We start from the raw sequence: 17,787 nt of genomic DNA on the forward strand, positions 1-17,787 counted from the left end.
GGATCTGACCCTCCTTTTAAAAAATCCTCATGTTTGCAAGTTTTTTAGATAATTCGTTGGCTGATAAAATGAGGACGCAGCTTACCACTGATTTTAATAAGCCAATGGCTGTTGCAAAACTATATTGTTGACCTATGAGACCAATTCGGTAAACATAAGTATCAATGACATCCCCAGTTTCATAGACAATCGGATTATACAAGGCAAAAATCTGGTCAAAACCAGCGTTTAAGATATTCCCCAAATTGAGTGCGGTAATCAACATAATGGTTGGTAAAATACCTGGTAAGGTGACATGCAATAATTGCTTAAAACGATTCGCACCATCCATTGAAGATGCCTCATATAGCCCTGGGTCAATCCCCGTTAACGCGGCCAAATAAACAATGGCACCATAGCCAAAACCTTTCCATACATCGGTTGAAACAATGATACTTCTAAACCACTCGTTGCTCCCTAAGAATAAAATTGGCTTATGTCCAAACGCCTGTAAGAAATTATTTACTGGTCCATGATAGTCAAAAATGTTTATAAAAACGGCTGCTAAAACGGCCCACGATAAAAAGTTTGGTAAATAAACAATCGTTTGAATCGATTTCTTTGCCCATTTCAATCTAATTTCGTTTAATAGTAAGGCAAATATAATGGGTACCAGCGTTCCTAGAATAATCTTACCAACTGCTATCACAAGAGTATTCCTTAGTATCTTCATACTATCTGGAATTTCAAGCATATATTTAAAGTTTTCAAAACCGACCCATTCGGATCCAAAAACACCTTTAGCAGGAACATAATCTTCAAATGCCATAATGATTCCAAACATTGGTATAAAACTAAAAATAATCAAAAAAATCATGCCTGGTGCCAACATTAGATGATACTCCAGCTGCCCACCACGTTTTTTCATGTCCATCGCACCCTCTTCTTAGAATAATGATTTTAAATGGGTACAAATCAAGATTTGTACCCATTTGTAGATTACTTTTCTTTAATGGCTTCCGAAACTTCTTTCGTAATTTCAGTACCGCCTGTTTTCTTCCAGTTTTCAACAAACTTATCAAAGTAATCTAAGTCTTTCTCACCTGTTACAATCTTTAAGAACGCCTCATCTTCTAACTTTGTTAAATTAGCCCATTTTAACTTCATGCTTTTGGTCTGGCCAAAGAAAACTGGATTTACCTCATTTATTTTTGTTTCAGCCATTAACTTACCCGCTACCACTCTGGAATTATAAGCACTCCATTGATTAGCGTCTGCCTTCGCTGGGTCTTTTAAATAATCTGTGATCTTTTGATAGGATGATAGATCATCTAGTGATAATGTTTTAGGATCTTTTTTACCTTCAATGGCAGCATTAATATTTTCATACATTTGTGCTGTTGCATCATTAAAGTTAACCATGATATTTACTGGTGCCCCACGGTCTCCGCCAAATTTAATGAAATCTACTACAGGCTGGTAATTACGGTCTTCTTGACGCAGCTTATCATCTAATGCACTAACTAATTTAGGAAGTACTTCTGGATGTTTAAAACCTTTTCTTACAACATAGAATTCAGATGCCGGGTTTTGTGTATAAGCTGTGATGGTGCCACTACCATCTTTTGAAATGATAAATGGTGCCCATTCAGCATTTGGATTTTTCTGTTTGGCAGAATTCAAAGGATAATCTGGGGTCCACCATGGTCCAAAGTACGCACCTGTCTGACCTCCAATGATCAAATCTTCAATACTTTTACGTACTGCTATTTGAGGATCGATTAGACCTTTTTTGTACCAATCAGCCAGTTTGCCTAACCCTTGTTTTGTTTCTTCTGTAATTGATCCATAAACTACCTTGCCATCTTGTTCAATCCATTGACGCGGGAATGAATCATAAGTTTGAAGGATATTGTCCGCTTGGAACAGTGATCCGTACATTCCACCAATACTTGGGGATAGCGCTAAACCTACTGTAATTCCTTTCCCATTACCACCTGGATCTTTTTGGGTAAATTCAGTTAAGATTTTCTCTACGTCATCCAACGTCTTTGGTCCTTTTAAGCCAAGCTTATCCAACCAATCTTGGCGGAGCCAAAGCATAGTTGGGATGTTTGCATTTTGTGTTGATGGCAGGGCCATTAGTTTACCATCGAATGTAGCAGCTTCCAATGCACGACCATCGTATGAATCATACATATCTTTTACTAAGTCAGAAGTACTTGATTCATACACATCTGTTAGATCGGCAATTAATTCATTATCGACCAACTGACGTAATGTTGCAGCATCAACAGCCATAATGTCAGGTATATCACCTGATGCAACAGCCATGGAAACTTTCTGTTTGTAGGCATCTCCATCTTGTGCCTCAAACTTATTTTTACTTTGAATATTAAGCGTTTCCTTTAAGTATTTTGTATAAGCATTGTCTTCGTATGTTTGTCCTGAAGGTAATTTTGCAATACCAGGTGTGGACTTCCCTACCGTATAATTGACTGTTTCTTTATATTTCCCGAATGGTTTTAATTCTTCTTTGGTGGCTATTGGTTTTGTATCTGTATCTCTAGAAGAACTTGAGCCAACCGAGCATCCTGCCAAAATTCCAAATGACATCATGGTTACTGCAGCAATTGAAAAAACTTTTTTCATGATTGTTTCCTCCAACTCATTGTTTCAAATCAGTTAACTAAACTGCTAGCTTTTTAGAGAATCTTCCCTTAAATCTAATAGAAAAAATTTGCGGTATTCAACTTAGTCCAATAATGTACCGCTTACAAAGCTTCATAAAAATAACACTAGTACAAATGTAATGGATTTAACTTTATCATTCGGTTCCCCCTTACTATGTATTTATAAGTTAATTATGATTCTAAAACCCCATTCAGGAAACCGTTTCCATCATAGAGAAGGTGTCTTATATTACGAACATCTCTACCTCGTTTTCCCATAAAAAGGATTTAGTGTTTTTTATTAAATTTAATAGAGATAAAAAACTCCTTTTTTTATTCGTTTCTAGTAGGAATTGTAAAAAACATAAAATTTTACATAAGAAAAAGCCTCCAAACTATGTAATTTGAAGGCTTTGAATAAACTTAGGTTTCTTGGGGTTCAAATACATACACTTGATGAATGAAATGCTTTAATGCATAATACGCTCTTCTGTAAAACAGTCATTCCATAAAAGATTGTATTTCCTATTTCCCAAGGTCTTGTGGTTATACAAGTAATACTGCCCCAAATAAGTAAAAGATCGCCGCAGCGATCTTGACTTTAACTCCCATATTTTTAGTAAGATGTGTTTTTAAAAATGGGCAACGCTTACACGTTACCCCTTTCTTTTCTAAGCTTTTTTTATTTTTAACATCGAGTTAGCATTTTTCTGAAATTCATATGGTACTTTGACTTCTTCAACCATACAGCCATTGTCAGTCAAATAACCTATTATTTCATCTAATTTCTCGTATCTGTTTCCCTGTAAATCAACTAAAGGAAAAATTCGAACTTCCTCTTTCGTTATCCTTAAGAACTCAGTTAACGGTTCGATGTGAATTGATAATCTAAACGATCCGCATACATAAATAGAAAATGTGCAGATAGAAGAATATCAAATTGTTCATCCTTAAACGGTAAAATAGGTAGAGGAACGGGAATGTATCTTTCTCTGGATTCTATCATATGGTTGGTACAATCTTGTAAGGCACTTAAACGATTATTTCTAAGTCCTTCTATATCCTTGAAATAATCCCATTTATAATTGTTATGGGCTTTTTCCATATGCTCCATCGCGTGTTCAATATCCTGAAGACCTTTATTTTTTAGGTCTTCACCTGAGTGATAATAAGCAATATCGCACGCTGTTACATCTAAATCTGATTTGTTACCAACAGCAGTATATGAACAAGCTCCTGCTGGACAATCAAGTATTTTCTTTCCTTTTAGTTCTTCCTCTGAAAGAGAAAACATATCAAAATACTCTTCGAATGTTCTCCCAATAAAAACAATTCTTTCTAAACCGAACTTTATACTCTGCTCTACATTACTCAACTAAACTCACCTCATCAAAAAGCATTACATTCCCAGTTTCATAACCAAGTTGGTTCCTATAATTATTTTGCTGTGACCTTTAAATTATCCTTGAATTGTAGGTTTTGCCAAACCCTCAGTTTGTTTGAAGGCCATAAATCGCTCAAACATTTCAAACAGAGTCATCTTTTGCTCAGTTTGTTTGAACCGTTTAATATTCTGATTACTTCTTGAACCTTTTCGCTGAGTTTTCCTTACGGGTTGCATAAAAAAATCCACCCTTCTTACAAGAATTTGGTGGATTTGACACACTGGTACACACAAAATCAGTCGCACTTGTACTATGTAATTTTTAGAAAAAATACTGGTGACTTTTTAACTTTAACTCATTTTTCAAACAGTCGGTAAAACAAAGATGAAAAACAGTCGAAACCCTTGATATATCTGGGTTTAGTTGGCGGGACTGCGTGGGAATCGAACCCACCAGACCTGGCACGCAGGTCTCAAGCAGTTTTGAAGACCACGTAATACAATCCGCTTAATCATTCCGTTCAATCAGCGTTAACCTCAACGTTAAATCAACGCTTTACACAGTTTTCGGTCAATCACCGTTACAGTTTTCGTTCGTCCTTTACGGTCTTATAATAGTTGAAAGGTAGCGAAAATGTCAAGATTCGAAAACCGTACGCCAACGATGTCCGCAAATATAAAAATTTTGAATTCGCTAGTTTGCATTTACACAAAAAGTAAAAAATCGTAAAATTAACCAAAAGAGTGTTGGAGGGGATTCGCATGTCAAACGCATTAAAATGGGCGGGCTATTTCGCCATTATTACCGGAATCATCATCGCCATTTACCTTATTACTTCGTTAAAGGTAATCGACATAAACGCAATTGACTATCAATCACCGCACCCTTATCGCTGGCTATACGCTTCCCTAGTCCTCGCAGTCACAATGCCAACCGGTCTAATGTCGGTCGCTGCCTCGAGCTTCGTCGAAAAGAAATTCACCGACTACACTTACGACGCGAAAGAACGGAAAAATGAATCGTATCATAACCGCCCATTTTATTAAGCCTTGGCGTACCTGCCGTGGCTTTTTTAGCTGAAATAGTTACTCTCGGTTTTCTTGGTTTGAAATATCCTATTTCGTTTCACCCCAATAAAAAACACCCGATTATTCGGATGCGTACTTAATTATTCCATGTAAATAAACCGAGTATTCTCGCTGTATACACTCTCTTAACTTGATTTTTCCTTCACTTTCTAATTCTCCAACCCATTCTTCAATCTTTTTTTCATCTTCTTTTGTAGCCTTAGGAATCTCTGTTGAAAAGAAATTACCTCGACTTGCTTTGTGTAGATTTTTTAATAAACCAACTTTATTCATTGGGTCATCCCCTTTATCTATAATTTTCGACATAAAGGAGGTTTTCTCCTTTGATACCAATAATTTTCTCGAGTTTTCTTATTCAGCTAACGAGTGCTTTGTTAAATAAGATGTCATCAAAAAAGTCCTTTTTCTTTTGGTAAATTATCAAGGTTATTGTATAACAGATCTTTAAAAAAGAGTAGGTCGTTAAACCCACTCTACAAAACTAGGCAGCCGTAATAAGCCAGCCTTAGTTAGATTTCGGTATTTCACACGTAAACCAATCGGAGCTATATACGCAAAATCATCTGTTTCCTTTATGATTGGAGCGCGATACACTTTCGCTTTTTCACGCGTTAGCACACCGAGTTCCATCACGCCCATGTATTTTCCATCAGTGTCAGCTAATTGCCAGCCGAAATCCTTCGGTTGCTTACGGTAGCCAACAACGATTATATCAGCGTACTGGTAATTGATAACCTTCAGCCAGGAGTGCGATCTCTTGCCGACTTCGTAACGTGAATCTTTGCGTTTTAGAACAATTCCTTCGAGGTCTTGCGTATGTACAAACCCTAATTTATTAAAGGTAAAAGAACTTATGAAGAAATAGTTAGTAAATATCCTGAATATAAGTAGTCTTTTACAATATTGGACAATTTATAGTTGTATCTTCTCGTAGAAAAGGGAAATAAACGTGTACATAGGGGCTTCCTTCGGGAAGTCTTTCTTTTGTAAGCAATATTAAATAAAAATAACATGAAAAAAGGAATACAGCCACCGTTTAAGGTGACTGCTTAATGAGCGAACACTTAATTTATCAACTTTTTTGGCAAGTAAGATATGTATAAAAAATCTATCATTGAATGCCTCTTTAGATATTAAAATAAAAAATAAAATGTCCATTTTCTTTTAATTTGAGGAATTAAGACTCTGATTTCATTAATATTTAGATAAATAGTTTATTAGACAATTCCAGATAGCTTTTCATTCTCCTTTTTAATAAATAATTCATTGACCTTTACATGCGACGGAAGCAGCGGATGATGGCGAATGATGTGGACTGTTTTTTGGACACAATCCATTAAAGTTTTTCCTCCCTGTAACCATTCACTTACCGTACCCCTAGGAAATTCCGGCTTGGTATTACTAAAAAGATAATCCAGTGTTTGAATCTTATCCTTTAATTCTTTGTTTTTATTAATTTTGATCAGTATATCCTCAGTGTTCTTTTGATAATCATCTGTGAAGGCAACAACGATTTCTTCAACATTTTCCTGAAAGACCGTAATGATTATGTCCCTCACTAATTCGTCGAAGGGGTGTGAAATGACCAGTTGATTTCTTTGCAAGATAATCATATTTTCCTGATTGTTGGTTTCTTCTTTAATAAAACGTTCTAATTTATGATCCATACCAATCACATATAGTACTTTTTTCTTTTCATCTCTAGACATCAAATTCACCTCATTATTAATTTGTATTGTATTCTAAATAAGATTCTGATGCTTTCCTTTAGAAAAAGATATTTAAGCCTTGAATATATCCTTTTATTTCTAACATAATTTGCTTTGCAGATTGCTGGAAAGCTTAAAGACCATTGATCGTTCTCCAGTATGCGTACTAATATCGGTGTGAAAACTAATTACTTCTTCGCCTGTTATCGTTAAGATAATTTCCTTTAAATCAGCCAGACCGGATTCCACCAAACTGTTGCGATATTCTTTTACTGATAACAATCCTTCTTTATCCCGACATACTTCATATTCTGCAGGAGTTAAAATAGCTCCAAGAATCACAATCACCATATCCCGTAATATATCTGATTTAACTGATACGGAGCCTCGTCCAAGATAATTTTTCTCCCAATGTGTTAAAGCTTTGCTTATTTCAGCTTCAAGAATTCCTTTTGATTTTTCCATACCGATTCCTTTTCCTTTATTCAAAGTTACATTCATAGATGGCCAAACACATGGCCAAACATTGCCTATAATATTCAAAAAACAATCTATTTTATCAACGTAACACTATCTTTTAGAAAGCTATTTACCATTGCTTTAAGAACTGAAAAGAAAAGCAGCCCAATCAAGGACATTATATAAAAACCAGGAATTGTTAAGACCAACTCTCCCAGTGTCCTTCCGGGTCAATGGACGCAAGCCGAATCCATCCGTTTTTCACTTTTTGCTGAAAGGCATGATCGTGGTCGAGCATCCTTTTTACATATTCCTTTGGCGCTTGGATGACCACCAGCAAACGTAGTGGCTCATGATATGCCTCTTCATCTGATTTCATCACAGATTGCCAGGGAAGTCCGGATAGTAAGTCACTAGCGTTCCCTTGCATGACCCCGAGCCCAGCTGTCAAGGTTTGGGTTGTTTTATTCCCGCTTCCATAATAATGAGGGGCAACAGTAGATGCATAATATTGCAGATTAATCCATTGAGCTACCGTTGCAGGTCCGGAAATAATGTTTGCTAGAATATGACCGTTTTTATCCTTCTTCCAGTTATAATTATTGAGGAAAACTCTTCCACCCAAATTGCAACCTTGGGTCAGCCAACGTTCCCCGATGATAAACGCAGCGTTGCGCGCTAAACCCCATTCCGGACGCACCTCACTCCAATCTTCTGAAAGTCGTTGAGCCTCAGCCTTTGGACTTTTAAGATGGGGTCCGATATTTGGCAATTGCGGAATCCTCTCAGAATTGGCTTCCTCACTCACCTTTGGCAACTCGGCCTGGACACGATAAAATGCTTTCTTAGCTTCATCTGATAGTTCTGGAATGTAAAGCCAACGCAATTCATCAAGTGTGGTAATATGCTCAGCAGCTGCAAAAACGGTATCTTTAGGAATAATTATTCCCTCTGTTTCAAGGCTCTTCCTTACGGTTGGCAGATTGCACAATGCTGCCAGTACTCTTGCATTGAATCCGCTTGAGGCTCCTCCACATGCACCGCAGTCGAGTGCGGAACTATATGGATTGTTCGTGCTGTGACTTCCATGTCCGCAAATAACCACTAGTGGTGCAAAATGATCGGTGAGGCCCATCATTATTAGTGCCTGCCTTACGTAGTGTACTTTTTCTTTCACCGAAAAGCCAGTTGGCAAAGCTTTTTCAAATGTTTGCGTATGGTCAAGCAAGAGTTCCGTGGATGGTTTATGTAGCCATCTTTCGTGCAATTTCCTTAATGTCCGTCCTGCACTCCTAGGCACAAAGCTGCGAGCGAGAGATTGCAAGCTGAGCCAAGGACCGCTAATTTCCGGCAATACCATACTGGAAATCAGATTATGTTTCATCGCATTAAATGTATAACCTATTGAATTGACTACATGATGCCGTTGTTGATAGGATTCAGACTCCGGTGAAAACTCTTTTATTTTGTATTGCGGTTTAAACATTACAGGCAAAGAGTTATGCGTATGGTTACTGCCAAGCTCGTAGGTTTCTATCGGTAATCCGAAAAAGCCTGCTGTTCCAAAAGTCTTAAATTCTCCTCCTTTTTCAAGTTTGCGGCGAAAAGGCTCTGAACGAACATCAATACAAAATACAAACTGAGCCAGTTCCGGCTTTATGTTTTCCGCCTCTTCTGCCGTCTGTTGGGATATAAGCATCTTCTTTAATTGGTCCTCATATGTTTTTTCCCATGCTTCAAGCCATAGTCGATTGCGTTGAATCTTATCAAAACGATATGCAAGGGTCAAACATGCCTTTATTTCTGTAGACGATAACTGAGACCAAGCATTGATTGACAGGTTCCCCCATTCGGCCCAGGCCGTAATCAATGGTTCTAAATGTACTTTATTGTTTCTTTTTTCAGGCAAGGGAAGAAAGGGTTTAACTAAAGCCCATTCCATCGATATTCGGACGGCTAAATACTCAAGTAGTAGCGAACTTTCTTCGGTCGATTGCTGCGAACGCCAAAGCATCATGCCACTCCAGCCCGGTAATGCAAGGAAATGGCCTTCAAAATATTCTTGAATTTCTGAAAATCGAATTTCTAGTGCGAACAAAACTTCCATTAATGCAGCATCAGCTTCTTCCGGCAAATCACTTAATTGTTTACGGACCTTACGGCTAAGTGCCGGGTCGTGCTGGACTAATTTCCGCCACGCACGATAGAAACCTTCTTCACGATTTGGCATCGACCAGACAGCTTGGGACTCATCAAGAAACAATTTACACCACTTGATAATATTGCAGTTAAGATCGTGAGCTGCATTTACCCTTCCCAGCTGTTCCAAGCGTTGGCTATAGGTTTTGACCGAATGTTTTTCGGTCATTTGGGATGTAAAACGGTTTAGTTTTCTTGCCATACTTTTTAACTTAGGTTCTTCCATAGTGCTGGAAGGTAGTTGCTTTTGCATTAGTGCAGCTCGGCAGAACCGCTCTGCGACCTCATACGGCAACTCCAAAGATTGTGTGTTTAGCCAATGTTGAAGTCCATTTTCTAAAAAATCCTGATGAATCTCGCCTCGTTCCCAAGCAGATTGAAATACGGAGTCATTAGGATAGATATCTATATCACAAGTATCTTTGAGCCAGTAAGCCGTTTTTTCAAACGTTTGTCCCTCCAAGCCTACCCAGGGGTTACGTGCTGCAAATGTGTTAATTGGCCCGAGCGGTACAATAACCCTGCTGGCCGATTTCACTAAGTCAATAAGATCAAAATCAAGACTATCAGGCAGCTTTTCCCAATGTAATGTTTTTGCTAATGTTGTATTCATCGTAAATGACCTCCTCTAAAGAATGATTGTGTCAAATATTTAGGATGACTTTCTATCAAATTATTTTGAGGCTCACCCAATCGTACAAGCCAAAGATAAATAACAAAATAGGCAGCTGATGAACGATTACGAGCAAGCCATGCACCTGCAGCACTTCCGGCCAATAAAATAATCAGAAGTAAAATTGCCGCCGGTTCCGGTGGTTGCATTCCCTTCGGGATTGAATTTTGTAATACACCATAAAAAGCATCATGTACGAAATTATATACAATTGCCGCTACTGCAAATAAAGAAAATCCTGCAATCCGCGCGATATGTCCAGAACCAAAAGCCACGAGCTGGGTCCAGGCTAATGAAACTGACCACCCTAAGGTAAGAGCGCTTATGATTTGATAATTCTCTCCAGATGAAGATAGCCAAAGACCAATTGCCACCAGGAGGCCTAAAATCCCTCCTGTGATTGTCCATAATAATGACAATGGCTGGTATGACTCTGATGTTGGCTTCTTGTGATGTTGAAGCGTAGAGCCAGCCTGTAAGAAAAGAGTTGACTTAAATAGACCATGTAAGACAGCGTGGATAATGGCAGCCAAAAAAGCACCTAATGCACATTGGATTAACATAAACCCCATCTGTGCAATCGTAGACCCAACAAGCTGTCGTTTATAATCAACCTGGACCAGCATAATTCCGGTACCTGTCATGACTGAAACACTAGACACTAAAAGTAAAACGATTTGGGTAATATCTCCACTAAAAAGCGGAGAGAACCGAGTCAAGATAATTCCGCCAGCATTCACTAATCCCGCATGCATTACCGCGGATACAGGAGTTGGAGCTACTACTGAATTCAATAGCCAGCGTTGGAAAGGCCACTGTGCTGCCGGAATTACGACAGCCAAGATTAGCATCAGGCTAATACAAGTCCTTTCCCATAAATCAAGCTGTGTAAGACTGCTTTTTGTGAGGACAAGCGACAACTGCCAATGCCCAGTGGATTGGGTTACCCAGATTACAGCTCCAAACAGTATAAGCCAGCTTATTGCAAATAGTCGTCCTGATTGTTTAGCTGCGTTTCTAGCAACACTCCACTCCTTTTTTAATCTTATCAGTAGTATTAGCCCCAGGAGTGTAACCCCCCAGCAAATCAGCAACAGGCGAAGATCATTACTTAGCCAGACAACTGAATCAGCAGTAATAGTAATAGTCAGCAAGGCAAAATATTTTCGATAGGAACGATCACCAAGGAAGTAACGAACAGAATAGCACTGCACGATAAAACCGATGGTAAGGACAAACAATACCAGCATCCATGATAAGGAATCAAGCCACCAGGGACCATAAATTATGGTCTCCTTGGTAGTAACAAGGACCATTAGGGCAGCCAGTGGAGGCAACAATGTGATACCGATGTGAAGCCGAACAAAAGACAGTGGAACCCTTGGATATAACAGGAACAGTGCACTAAGCACCGATATCGCAAGCAATACAAAAAATATTTCTGGCAGGGAATTTAACATTTTACTTCCCTCCATCCGTGGATAGAATAAACCAACATTATGAAAATATGACTTTGACCGATTTCCTTCATTACGCTGCATTCCTTTCTGTTTTATTAATAAAAAAAACCGACAATTTTTAAGCATAATGGTCAAAACCATTAAACTTTGAAAATTGTCGGTTTACTTTTAACGGGCCATTCAGGCCTTTTAATAGTCTACCTAATTATGTAATATAGTATTCATACTTAAGAGGTATATTTACAGATTACCCTTTTGTTATAGATTTACTTTTTCATTGAATCAATAGATAGTTATTAACCTTATGCTAAAGTAATCTATTTAGTTAGGGAAATCATTTAATCAATTTATTTATGAAATGAATTTTACTATTAATGAAAAATTATGTCAAGTTGTAATTCGGTCAAACTTTCCACCAACCCGATTATCTACTTGCCCTTTTTTGAATTCATCTCTTGAAAAAAAATAAACTCAAAACTTGTGCTGTCCTTGGACATCCATATTGCTCATCTGAATATATTTACGTGTCATGCTCATATCTGTATGCCCTAAAGTTTTTTGTAAGCTAAATGGATCTCCACCTTTTTTTATATACCATAGTGCACCAGTATGACGAAATGTATGAGGACTGACACGTTTTTTAACCCCAGCTGCCCTTTCAAAGGTCTCTCAGGTCAATTCTGACTGTAGCATGGTTTATTTCATGCCCATCATAGGTTAAAAATAAATGATCGTCATCAAAATCCTCGGTAATTTCCATATATTCTTTCAGTAATTCAATTGTAGGATCTGTTATTGGCACAATACGGGCTTTTCTAGTCTTTGTATCCATTGCTTCAAGGAAAATTTCGCCCGTATCTATATTAACGTTCTCCCGCTTCATTGCGCAAAGCTCTGAAATGCGCACTAGCGAATCTAAAAGTACATAAATGATTACCTTATTTCTGAATCCTGTATATGTTGAATCGTCAATGACATCCATCATCCTCATAACTTCAGCGGGTGTGAATGATTCTAACGTATCCTCAGGTATTTCTTCGGCTTGAAATCCTCATGGATAGGCTCAGTAATCCATTCCTTCTTATGACTTACCTAATGAATGCCCTTATATTACGAATGCGAATATTAACTGTCATAGGGGAAAGTTCCTTATCAATGAAGCATATACCCTACATATCCTTGGAAATCCTCTGCAGCAACGTTCTCATTCGTCGTTTCTTCACCAAGAAAACCTTTGAGATAGGCATAGTTATTGTAGTACTCATCAAGCGTCCTAGGTGCTAATCCTTCTGTTTTCTTAGCGGTCATAAACTTATTAAACATCTGATCCAATGTCAGGATATTGGAATTTGCCTTTGTTTTCGTTTTGCTTCCCTCTCTAATCTTACCTAGTTTCGGCTTTACCTTCTTTGGAATAACCTTTGATTGCATAAATTTAACCTCCAATAAATAATTATTTGGAGGTTGAAGGAAACGTTCCCTACAGTCTCTGTTACAGCCCCTCTACAGTCTTGTCAGTAGATAGGGGTATGACTGTGAAGGAATATGTAAAAACTATCATTAAAATAAAATTAAGAAAACCCTTGATACATCAACTTTTTGGCGGGACTGCGTGGGAATCGAACCCACCAGACCTGGCACGCAGGTCTCAAGCAGTTTTGAAGACTGTGGAGGACACCAGTACCCCATTCAGCCCCAAGATTTTAATATATCAATATAGTTGTAACTATATCAACAAAAGCTATCTTATCCAATAGATTTCATCATTTGTTATCATATTACAATGGAAAATGATTATTATCAATACATACCGCGTTTTTGTCATTTTTTCGACAAGCTTTTCAATTGTCAATAAGGAATTCATAAATTGATTGGAGATTACTATACCAGCAGAAGAACATCAGGTAAAATTTATACAATTACGTCCAATACTTGTCTATCCTTATAAAAAAAGATTATAATAAGATGAAAAATAGTTATTTATGTAGGTGAATAGAATGCTTCATGGTTGGTTTTTATGGTTTATCCTGTTCTGGGTAGTTTTCCTAGTTGGTTCTTTTGCCATCGGTGGATTTTTTATGTTCCGGAAGTTTTTGAAAAAGATGCCGAAAGAAGATGGCAAGTCAGTTATGGATTGGGAAGAACATTATGTTAATGAATCCCGTCATTTGTGGGGACCCGAGGAGAAAGTGCTCCTTGAGGATTTAGTCAGCCCTGTTCCCGAACTTTTCCGTGATGTGGCCAGACATAAGATTGCAGGAAAAATTGGCGAAATCGCCTTAAAAGAAAAAGCTCCAAAAATTACTCAAGATTTAGTTATTCGGGGCTATATTCAAGCAACACCAAAGAGAGATCATAAATTCTTACGCAAAAAGCTGTTTGAAAATCGGATTGATGTCGCTCCCTTTGAGCACCTATTTTAACCGTCTAGATAATAGACGGTTATTTATTTTCAATAAAAAAACTGATCCAATAAAGGACCAGTCTCTCTCTTTACTATATCTGTTTCCCACCATGCAGCTGTTTGAACAGTTTTTTATAGTCCAAATACATCGCGATCCGCCAAGGCACAATCATTGAATAGGCCAGAAGGAAGAACATACCGCTTAGTTCTCCAATATCGATGGTTGCACTTAGCACCGACTTCATGACAAGACGTACAACTAATAGCCCAACTAATATAAAGAAAAATGCTTTGGAGCGTTTTAGATAAATATCATTATCGCGAATCTCAAACTTCGAGGTTTTAATAAGTAAAATAGAGAATAGCATCCCCACAATTGCTGCCTCGATCATTTCTGCTCCAGTTAATCTAAATTGCGGTTCAATATACATTAATGCCCCGCTCGACATGAACAGAGGCGGTAGAATTATTTTACGAGCATTGGTGGGTTTTTTTGCGGCTTTCATCCGGACTACTAGGGCCAGACTACCCATAAACACCGCTCCAATTGAAGAAGCAAGAACTATGTTCATTAGATTCATTCCTTATCTAATTTATTTACTACCCCATTATAACTCAAATAAATGGATTTGAAAAAAATTATCTCAATAAAATAGAACCCATTTTTACCAACCTTGTTATTGATACAAAAAGGGAAAAACCTCCTCAGGAATTTTCCCTTACATACAATATTTATATTTTTATATATTTAGAACCCTGTAAAGCCACCAAACAAATTTGAAAAAATCGAAATGATTTTTGTCATCCAGTCAAAGAATAAGACAATCCCCATGACAATCATTATGTAACCACCAATTTTGACGATTTTCCCGCTGTTCTTCTTAATCCAATTCATGCGGCCAAGGAAAAATGAAAGAATAAAGAAAGGAATCGCAAAACCTAGCGAGTATGCAATCATATACATCATCCCAGAACCAGGATTAGTCGCTGCTAAGGAGATAACAAATGAAAGAATTGGTCCGGTACAAGGTGTCCATCCAGCTGCAAACGCCATCCCAATTAAAACGGAACCAAAATAGCCAGAAGGACGATTTTTAAATTCAATACGGCGATCCTTCATCATAAACTTCGGATTTAAAATTCCAACGATCACTAAACCAAAGAAAACAATAAAAATTCCGCCGAGTTGACGAATTAGATCTTTATACTGTAAAAAAAAGCTTCCTAGAAACGAAGTTCCAAATCCAATTGCAATAAAAATAATTGAAAAGCCTAGTAGAAAAAATAAGGTGTGGAGTAAACTCCGCCTTTGAAGCATGGCATTTTCACTTTTTAACTCCCCAACAGACATCCCTGTGATATATGAGAGAAATGCAGGATAAAGCGGCAAACAACAGGGTGAAATAAAACTTAAAAATCCTGCCCCTAATGCTAAAAATATATTTACATCTGACATATTAACACTCCCACTATAGTCGATACGTTTCTATTCTAACAAATGTTTGTTGTAAATGATAATGTTGACCTTGAATATTTTGTGTCGCACTCGTTTTTTATTTCTCCTTTCCAATATTCCTCCTAACTATTTATATGCATAAATTGGATGGGTATTTATTTACAATTCTCTTTGAAAAAATTTACAACATAGGTTATACTAGTAAAACCAATTGAAATTTGGTATATTAGTATTCTGTTTTAACCAAAATTTAGGGGTTACTCTGGAAAGGAAATCGGCCGTGACAAAGGATGATTTAGTTACATTAATTGAAAAAAAACGAGCTGAATTAATTCAAGTCGCTACTAGCAACGGCTTGACATCCTCCGTTGCGATTCGCTACAGCCAGGAGCTTGACCACCTCTTAAATGAATATCATCGTATATATATAAAAAAGGTTCCATCATCAGCTTGTTAAGAAAAAACTCCTATAAAAATACGAAAAGCCTGGCAGCGCTGCCAGGCTTTCTTCATTAATTCACAACATCCATACTCTCTACCACTCCATTTTGTAAAAGGAACATTTTATGGTATAACCCACCTAGAGCGAGGAGTTCCTGGTGTGTTCCCCTTTCAACAATTTCTCCTTGGTGCAAAACTAAGATTAAATCAGCATCTTGAATCGTTGACAGCCGATGAGCAATCGCAATGGTGGTTCGCCCTTTTCGCATTTTGGAGAGGGCCGTTTGAATAGCTTCCTCTGTTTCCGTATCAATATTGGCTGTTGCTTCATCAAGGACCAATATTTTAGGTTTGGTCGCAATCGTTCTAGCAAAGGCGATTAATTGCCTTTGACCGCTAGAAAAAGTGGTCCCTCTCTCTACTACTTTATGGTCAAATCCATCGTCCAATTTTTCTATAAAGGTATGGGCCTGGACAAACCTCGCCGCCTCTTCCACTTGTTCGTCCAACATGTCATTGGCATGCAGGCGTATATTGTCCTTTACCGTCCCGAAGAATAAAAATGGATCCTGTAAAACGAGGCCCATTTTCTCTCGGAGCTCTGTTTTGGTGAAATTTCGGATAGAATGACCATCAATGAATATGTCTCCCCGTTCATATTCATAGAACCGCATCAACAAATTAATGATTGAGCTTTTCCCGCTACCGGTATGACCAACTAGGGCGACGGTTTCGCCAGGTTTAGCCGTGAATGAAATAGATTTAAGCACATCCTGTTTCCCATTATAGGAAAAACTCAAATCTTTAAATTCAATTTTTCCTTGCTCAATCGCTAGAATGTTCTCTTCCTTTTGGGCAGGTGCTAACTCAGATTCATCTAATAATTTAAAGACGCGTGATCCAGCGACAATTGCTTGCTGGTACAAGGAAAGTCTCATCATCATTTGATTAACCGGTTCAAAAAAACGATCCAGATAGTTGATAAAGGCATATAAAACTCCGATTTCAATCACATGGTTCAAAGAAGTGAGCCCAAAATATGATAACACAATGATTAATGCTAAAACGTAAATCAAATCAATCGCTGGCCTTAACAGAAGGCCGTCAATTTTAAGATTCTTCATTCCTGCCTCATAGTGCTGGTCATTTATCATTCCAAATTCAGCACGCAGTCTTTTTTCCTGACGAAACACTTGAATGATGCCCATTCCTGATAAAGATTCACTTAACTTGGCATTCAACTGGCTCAGTCGTTCACGCATATCAAGGTAGAATCGTGAACTTAACTTTCGATAGAGGTTCATAACAAATAACAGCATTGGAAGGATAATAATGCATAATAATCCAAGTTTGATATTCAAGATAAACATCGCGATAAAAATCCCCGATAATAAAAACCCACCTTGGATAAACGTTGCAATGACTGTGACAAACATGTCTTTAATCGCTTCGGTATCATTCGTTACCCTAGAGACAATACTTCCGGCAGGTGTTTGATCAAAATATTTCAGCCCAAGTGACTGAACTTTAGAAAAAACATCTATTCGAAGCTGTTGAATAATTTTTAAAGCTAGCTCTTGGAATTTTACAAATTGAAAAAACATTAGAATGGCTTTGATGATTTGAATCCCCATATATGTGGAGCCAAGGATTAATAGAGGCTGAAATTCAAGCTTTCCGGGTGTTAAATAATCATCGATAAAAATTTTGACTAGGATCGGAAGGACAATATCACCGATGGTCGTTAATAATAGAAAGATAAATGCCATTCCTATCAGTTTTTTATGTGGTTTCGTGTAGGACAGCAGCCGAAATAATATATTTCGTTGTTCACGGTCAGAAAGATGTATTTTCTCTTCCAT

General features: G+C 37.7%; 16 protein-coding genes, 2 tRNA genes and 3 pseudogenes. 3 read left to right on the forward strand and 18 right to left on the reverse strand.

Translation table 11 applies throughout. The features are described from left to right. Nucleotides 1–16: 16 nt before the first annotated feature. The 4 genes and pseudogenes from M3610_RS00860 to M3610_RS00875 all read right to left on the reverse strand — a co-directional run bounded on the left by M3610_RS00860 (nt 17) and on the right by M3610_RS00875 (nt 4,542). Nucleotides 17–907 (reverse strand): ABC transporter permease, encoded by an 891-nt coding sequence (locus M3610_RS00860; RefSeq protein WP_098572273.1) that lies wholly within the window; start codon nt 905–907, stop codon nt 17–19. A gap of 71 nt (nt 908–978) precedes the next feature. Beyond that, nucleotides 979–2,631, reverse strand: a complete 1,653-nt coding sequence (locus M3610_RS00865; RefSeq protein ID WP_098572255.1) for a type 2 periplasmic-binding domain-containing protein — start codon at nt 2,629–2,631, stop codon at nt 979–981. A gap of 691 nt (nt 2,632–3,322) precedes the next feature. Then, a pseudogene (locus tag M3610_RS00870) lies at nt 3,323–4,026 on the reverse strand (SAM-dependent methyltransferase). Nucleotides 4,027–4,460: 434 nt separating this feature from the next. Then, a tRNA-OTHER gene (locus tag M3610_RS00875) sits at nt 4,461–4,542 on the reverse strand. Between the two features lie 255 nt (nt 4,543–4,797). Between M3610_RS00875 and M3610_RS00880 the strand changes: the two genes are divergently transcribed. Further along, nucleotides 4,798–5,082 (forward strand): hypothetical protein, encoded by a 285-nt coding sequence (locus tag M3610_RS00880; protein ID WP_098572254.1) that lies wholly within the window; start codon nt 4,798–4,800, stop codon nt 5,080–5,082. A 102-nt stretch (nt 5,083–5,184) separates the two neighbouring features. Here the strand turns inward: M3610_RS00880 and M3610_RS00885 are convergent, their stop codons facing one another. The 11 genes and pseudogenes from M3610_RS00885 to M3610_RS00930 form a co-directional block, all read right to left on the reverse strand. After that, nucleotides 5,185–5,397 (reverse strand): hypothetical protein, encoded by a 213-nt coding sequence (locus M3610_RS00885; RefSeq protein WP_180230010.1) that lies wholly within the window; start codon nt 5,395–5,397, stop codon nt 5,185–5,187. 189 nt (nt 5,398–5,586) lie between these two features. Next, nucleotides 5,587–5,763: a hypothetical protein gene (locus tag M3610_RS00890; RefSeq protein ID WP_251456045.1), complete on the reverse strand. Its 177-nt coding sequence runs from the start codon at nt 5,761–5,763 to the stop codon at nt 5,587–5,589. Nucleotides 5,764–5,868: 105 nt separating this feature from the next. Continuing rightward, nucleotides 5,869–6,036, reverse strand: a pseudogene (locus M3610_RS28305) (hypothetical protein); the annotation flags it as partial. 305 nt (nt 6,037–6,341) lie between these two features. After that, complete coding sequence (locus M3610_RS00895; RefSeq protein WP_098572252.1) at nt 6,342–6,833, reverse strand: carbonic anhydrase; 492 nt, start codon at nt 6,831–6,833, stop codon at nt 6,342–6,344. 99 nt (nt 6,834–6,932) lie between these two features. Further along, entirely contained in the window at nt 6,933–7,298 is a 366-nt protein-coding gene (locus M3610_RS00900; protein ID WP_098572272.1) for a Na-translocating system protein MpsC family protein, read from the reverse strand. Between the two features lie 193 nt (nt 7,299–7,491). Then, entirely contained in the window at nt 7,492–10,104 is a 2,613-nt protein-coding gene (locus tag M3610_RS00905; RefSeq protein ID WP_098572251.1) for a DUF2309 domain-containing protein, read from the reverse strand. Beyond that, on the reverse strand, nt 10,101–11,639 hold the full coding sequence (locus tag M3610_RS00910; RefSeq protein WP_098572271.1) for an NADH dehydrogenase subunit 5: 1,539 nt from the start codon (nt 11,637–11,639) through the stop codon (nt 10,101–10,103). Before M3610_RS00910 ends, M3610_RS00905 begins: the two co-directional genes overlap by 4 nt. A 456-nt stretch (nt 11,640–12,095) precedes the next feature. Beyond that, nucleotides 12,096–12,272 (reverse strand): annotated as a pseudogene (locus tag M3610_RS00915) (tyrosine-type recombinase/integrase); the annotation flags it as partial. Between the two features lie 10 nt (nt 12,273–12,282). Continuing rightward, nucleotides 12,283–12,609: a tyrosine-type recombinase/integrase gene (locus M3610_RS00920; protein WP_251456047.1), complete on the reverse strand. Its 327-nt coding sequence runs from the start codon at nt 12,607–12,609 to the stop codon at nt 12,283–12,285. A 167-nt stretch (nt 12,610–12,776) separates the two neighbouring features. Beyond that, nucleotides 12,777–13,055: a type 2 periplasmic-binding domain-containing protein gene (locus M3610_RS00925; protein ID WP_098572249.1), complete on the reverse strand. Its 279-nt coding sequence runs from the start codon at nt 13,053–13,055 to the stop codon at nt 12,777–12,779. A gap of 169 nt (nt 13,056–13,224) precedes the next feature. Further along, nucleotides 13,225–13,321 (reverse strand) — tRNA-Sec (locus M3610_RS00930). Between the two features lie 300 nt (nt 13,322–13,621). On the opposite strand from M3610_RS00930, the gene M3610_RS00935 reads away from it, so the two are divergent. Then, on the forward strand, nt 13,622–14,047 hold the full coding sequence (locus M3610_RS00935) for a DUF2621 domain-containing protein (protein WP_098572248.1): 426 nt from the start codon (nt 13,622–13,624) through the stop codon (nt 14,045–14,047). Between the two features lie 73 nt (nt 14,048–14,120). Here M3610_RS00935 and M3610_RS00940 read toward each other — a convergent pair whose 3' ends face one another. Both M3610_RS00940 and M3610_RS00945 read right to left on the reverse strand, forming a co-directional pair. Further along, nucleotides 14,121–14,600 (reverse strand): CcdC family protein, encoded by a 480-nt coding sequence (locus M3610_RS00940; RefSeq protein WP_098572247.1) that lies wholly within the window; start codon nt 14,598–14,600, stop codon nt 14,121–14,123. Nucleotides 14,601–14,776: 176 nt separating this feature from the next. Next, a complete protein-coding gene (locus M3610_RS00945; protein ID WP_098572246.1) occupies nt 14,777–15,484 on the reverse strand; it encodes a cytochrome c biogenesis CcdA family protein in 708 nt (235 codons plus the stop codon). A gap of 280 nt (nt 15,485–15,764) precedes the next feature. On the opposite strand from M3610_RS00945, the gene M3610_RS00950 reads away from it, so the two are divergent. Next, nucleotides 15,765–15,941: an aspartyl-phosphate phosphatase Spo0E family protein gene (locus M3610_RS00950; protein ID WP_098572245.1), complete on the forward strand. Its 177-nt coding sequence runs from the start codon at nt 15,765–15,767 to the stop codon at nt 15,939–15,941. 55 nt (nt 15,942–15,996) lie between these two features. On the opposite strand, the gene M3610_RS00955 is transcribed toward M3610_RS00950, so the two are convergent. After that, nucleotides 15,997–17,787 carry an ABC transporter ATP-binding protein gene (locus M3610_RS00955; protein WP_251456048.1) on the reverse strand — a complete coding sequence of 597 codons (1,791 nt, stop codon included), beginning with the start codon at nt 17,785–17,787 and terminating at the stop codon, nt 15,997–15,999.

It is taken from the genome of Neobacillus sp. MER 74 (genome assembly GCF_023714155.1).

What these genes read in the sequence shown, in the direction of transcription:
- M3610_RS00935 (WP_098572248.1), top strand. Translation starts at nt 13,622, where the DNA reads ATGCTTCATGGTTGGTTTTTATGGTTTATCCTGTTCTGGGTAGTTTTC.
- M3610_RS00880 (WP_098572254.1), top strand. Translation starts at nt 4,798, where the DNA reads ATGTCAAACGCATTAAAATGGGCGGGCTATTTCGCCATTATTACCGGA.
- M3610_RS00925 (WP_098572249.1), bottom strand. Translation starts at nt 13,055, where the DNA reads ATGCAATCAAAGGTTATTCCAAAGAAGGTAAAGCCGAAACTAGGTAAG.
- M3610_RS00940 (WP_098572247.1), bottom strand. Translation starts at nt 14,600, where the DNA reads ATGAACATAGTTCTTGCTTCTTCAATTGGAGCGGTGTTTATGGGTAGT.
- M3610_RS00920 (WP_251456047.1), bottom strand. Translation starts at nt 12,609, where the DNA reads ATGATGGATGTCATTGACGATTCAACATATACAGGATTCAGAAATAAG.
- M3610_RS00895 (WP_098572252.1), bottom strand. Translation starts at nt 6,833, where the DNA reads ATGTCTAGAGATGAAAAGAAAAAAGTACTATATGTGATTGGTATGGAT.
- M3610_RS00955 (WP_251456048.1), bottom strand. Translation starts at nt 17,787, where the DNA reads ATGGAAGAGAAAATACATCTTTCTGACCGTGAACAACGAAATATATTA.
- M3610_RS00865 (WP_098572255.1), bottom strand. Translation starts at nt 2,631, where the DNA reads ATGAAAAAAGTTTTTTCAATTGCTGCAGTAACCATGATGTCATTTGGA.
- M3610_RS00860 (WP_098572273.1), bottom strand. Translation starts at nt 907, where the DNA reads ATGAAAAAACGTGGTGGGCAGCTGGAGTATCATCTAATGTTGGCACCA.
- M3610_RS00945 (WP_098572246.1), bottom strand. Translation starts at nt 15,484, where the DNA reads ATGTCAGATGTAAATATATTTTTAGCATTAGGGGCAGGATTTTTAAGT.
- M3610_RS00900 (WP_098572272.1), bottom strand. Translation starts at nt 7,298, where the DNA reads ATGGAAAAATCAAAAGGAATTCTTGAAGCTGAAATAAGCAAAGCTTTA.
- M3610_RS00910 (WP_098572271.1), bottom strand. Translation starts at nt 11,639, where the DNA reads ATGGAGGGAAGTAAAATGTTAAATTCCCTGCCAGAAATATTTTTTGTA.
- M3610_RS00885 (WP_180230010.1), bottom strand. Translation starts at nt 5,397, where the DNA reads ATGAATAAAGTTGGTTTATTAAAAAATCTACACAAAGCAAGTCGAGGT.
- M3610_RS00905 (WP_098572251.1), bottom strand. Translation starts at nt 10,104, where the DNA reads ATGAATACAACATTAGCAAAAACATTACATTGGGAAAAGCTGCCTGAT.
- M3610_RS00890 (WP_251456045.1), bottom strand. Translation starts at nt 5,763, where the DNA reads ATGGGCGTGATGGAACTCGGTGTGCTAACGCGTGAAAAAGCGAAAGTG.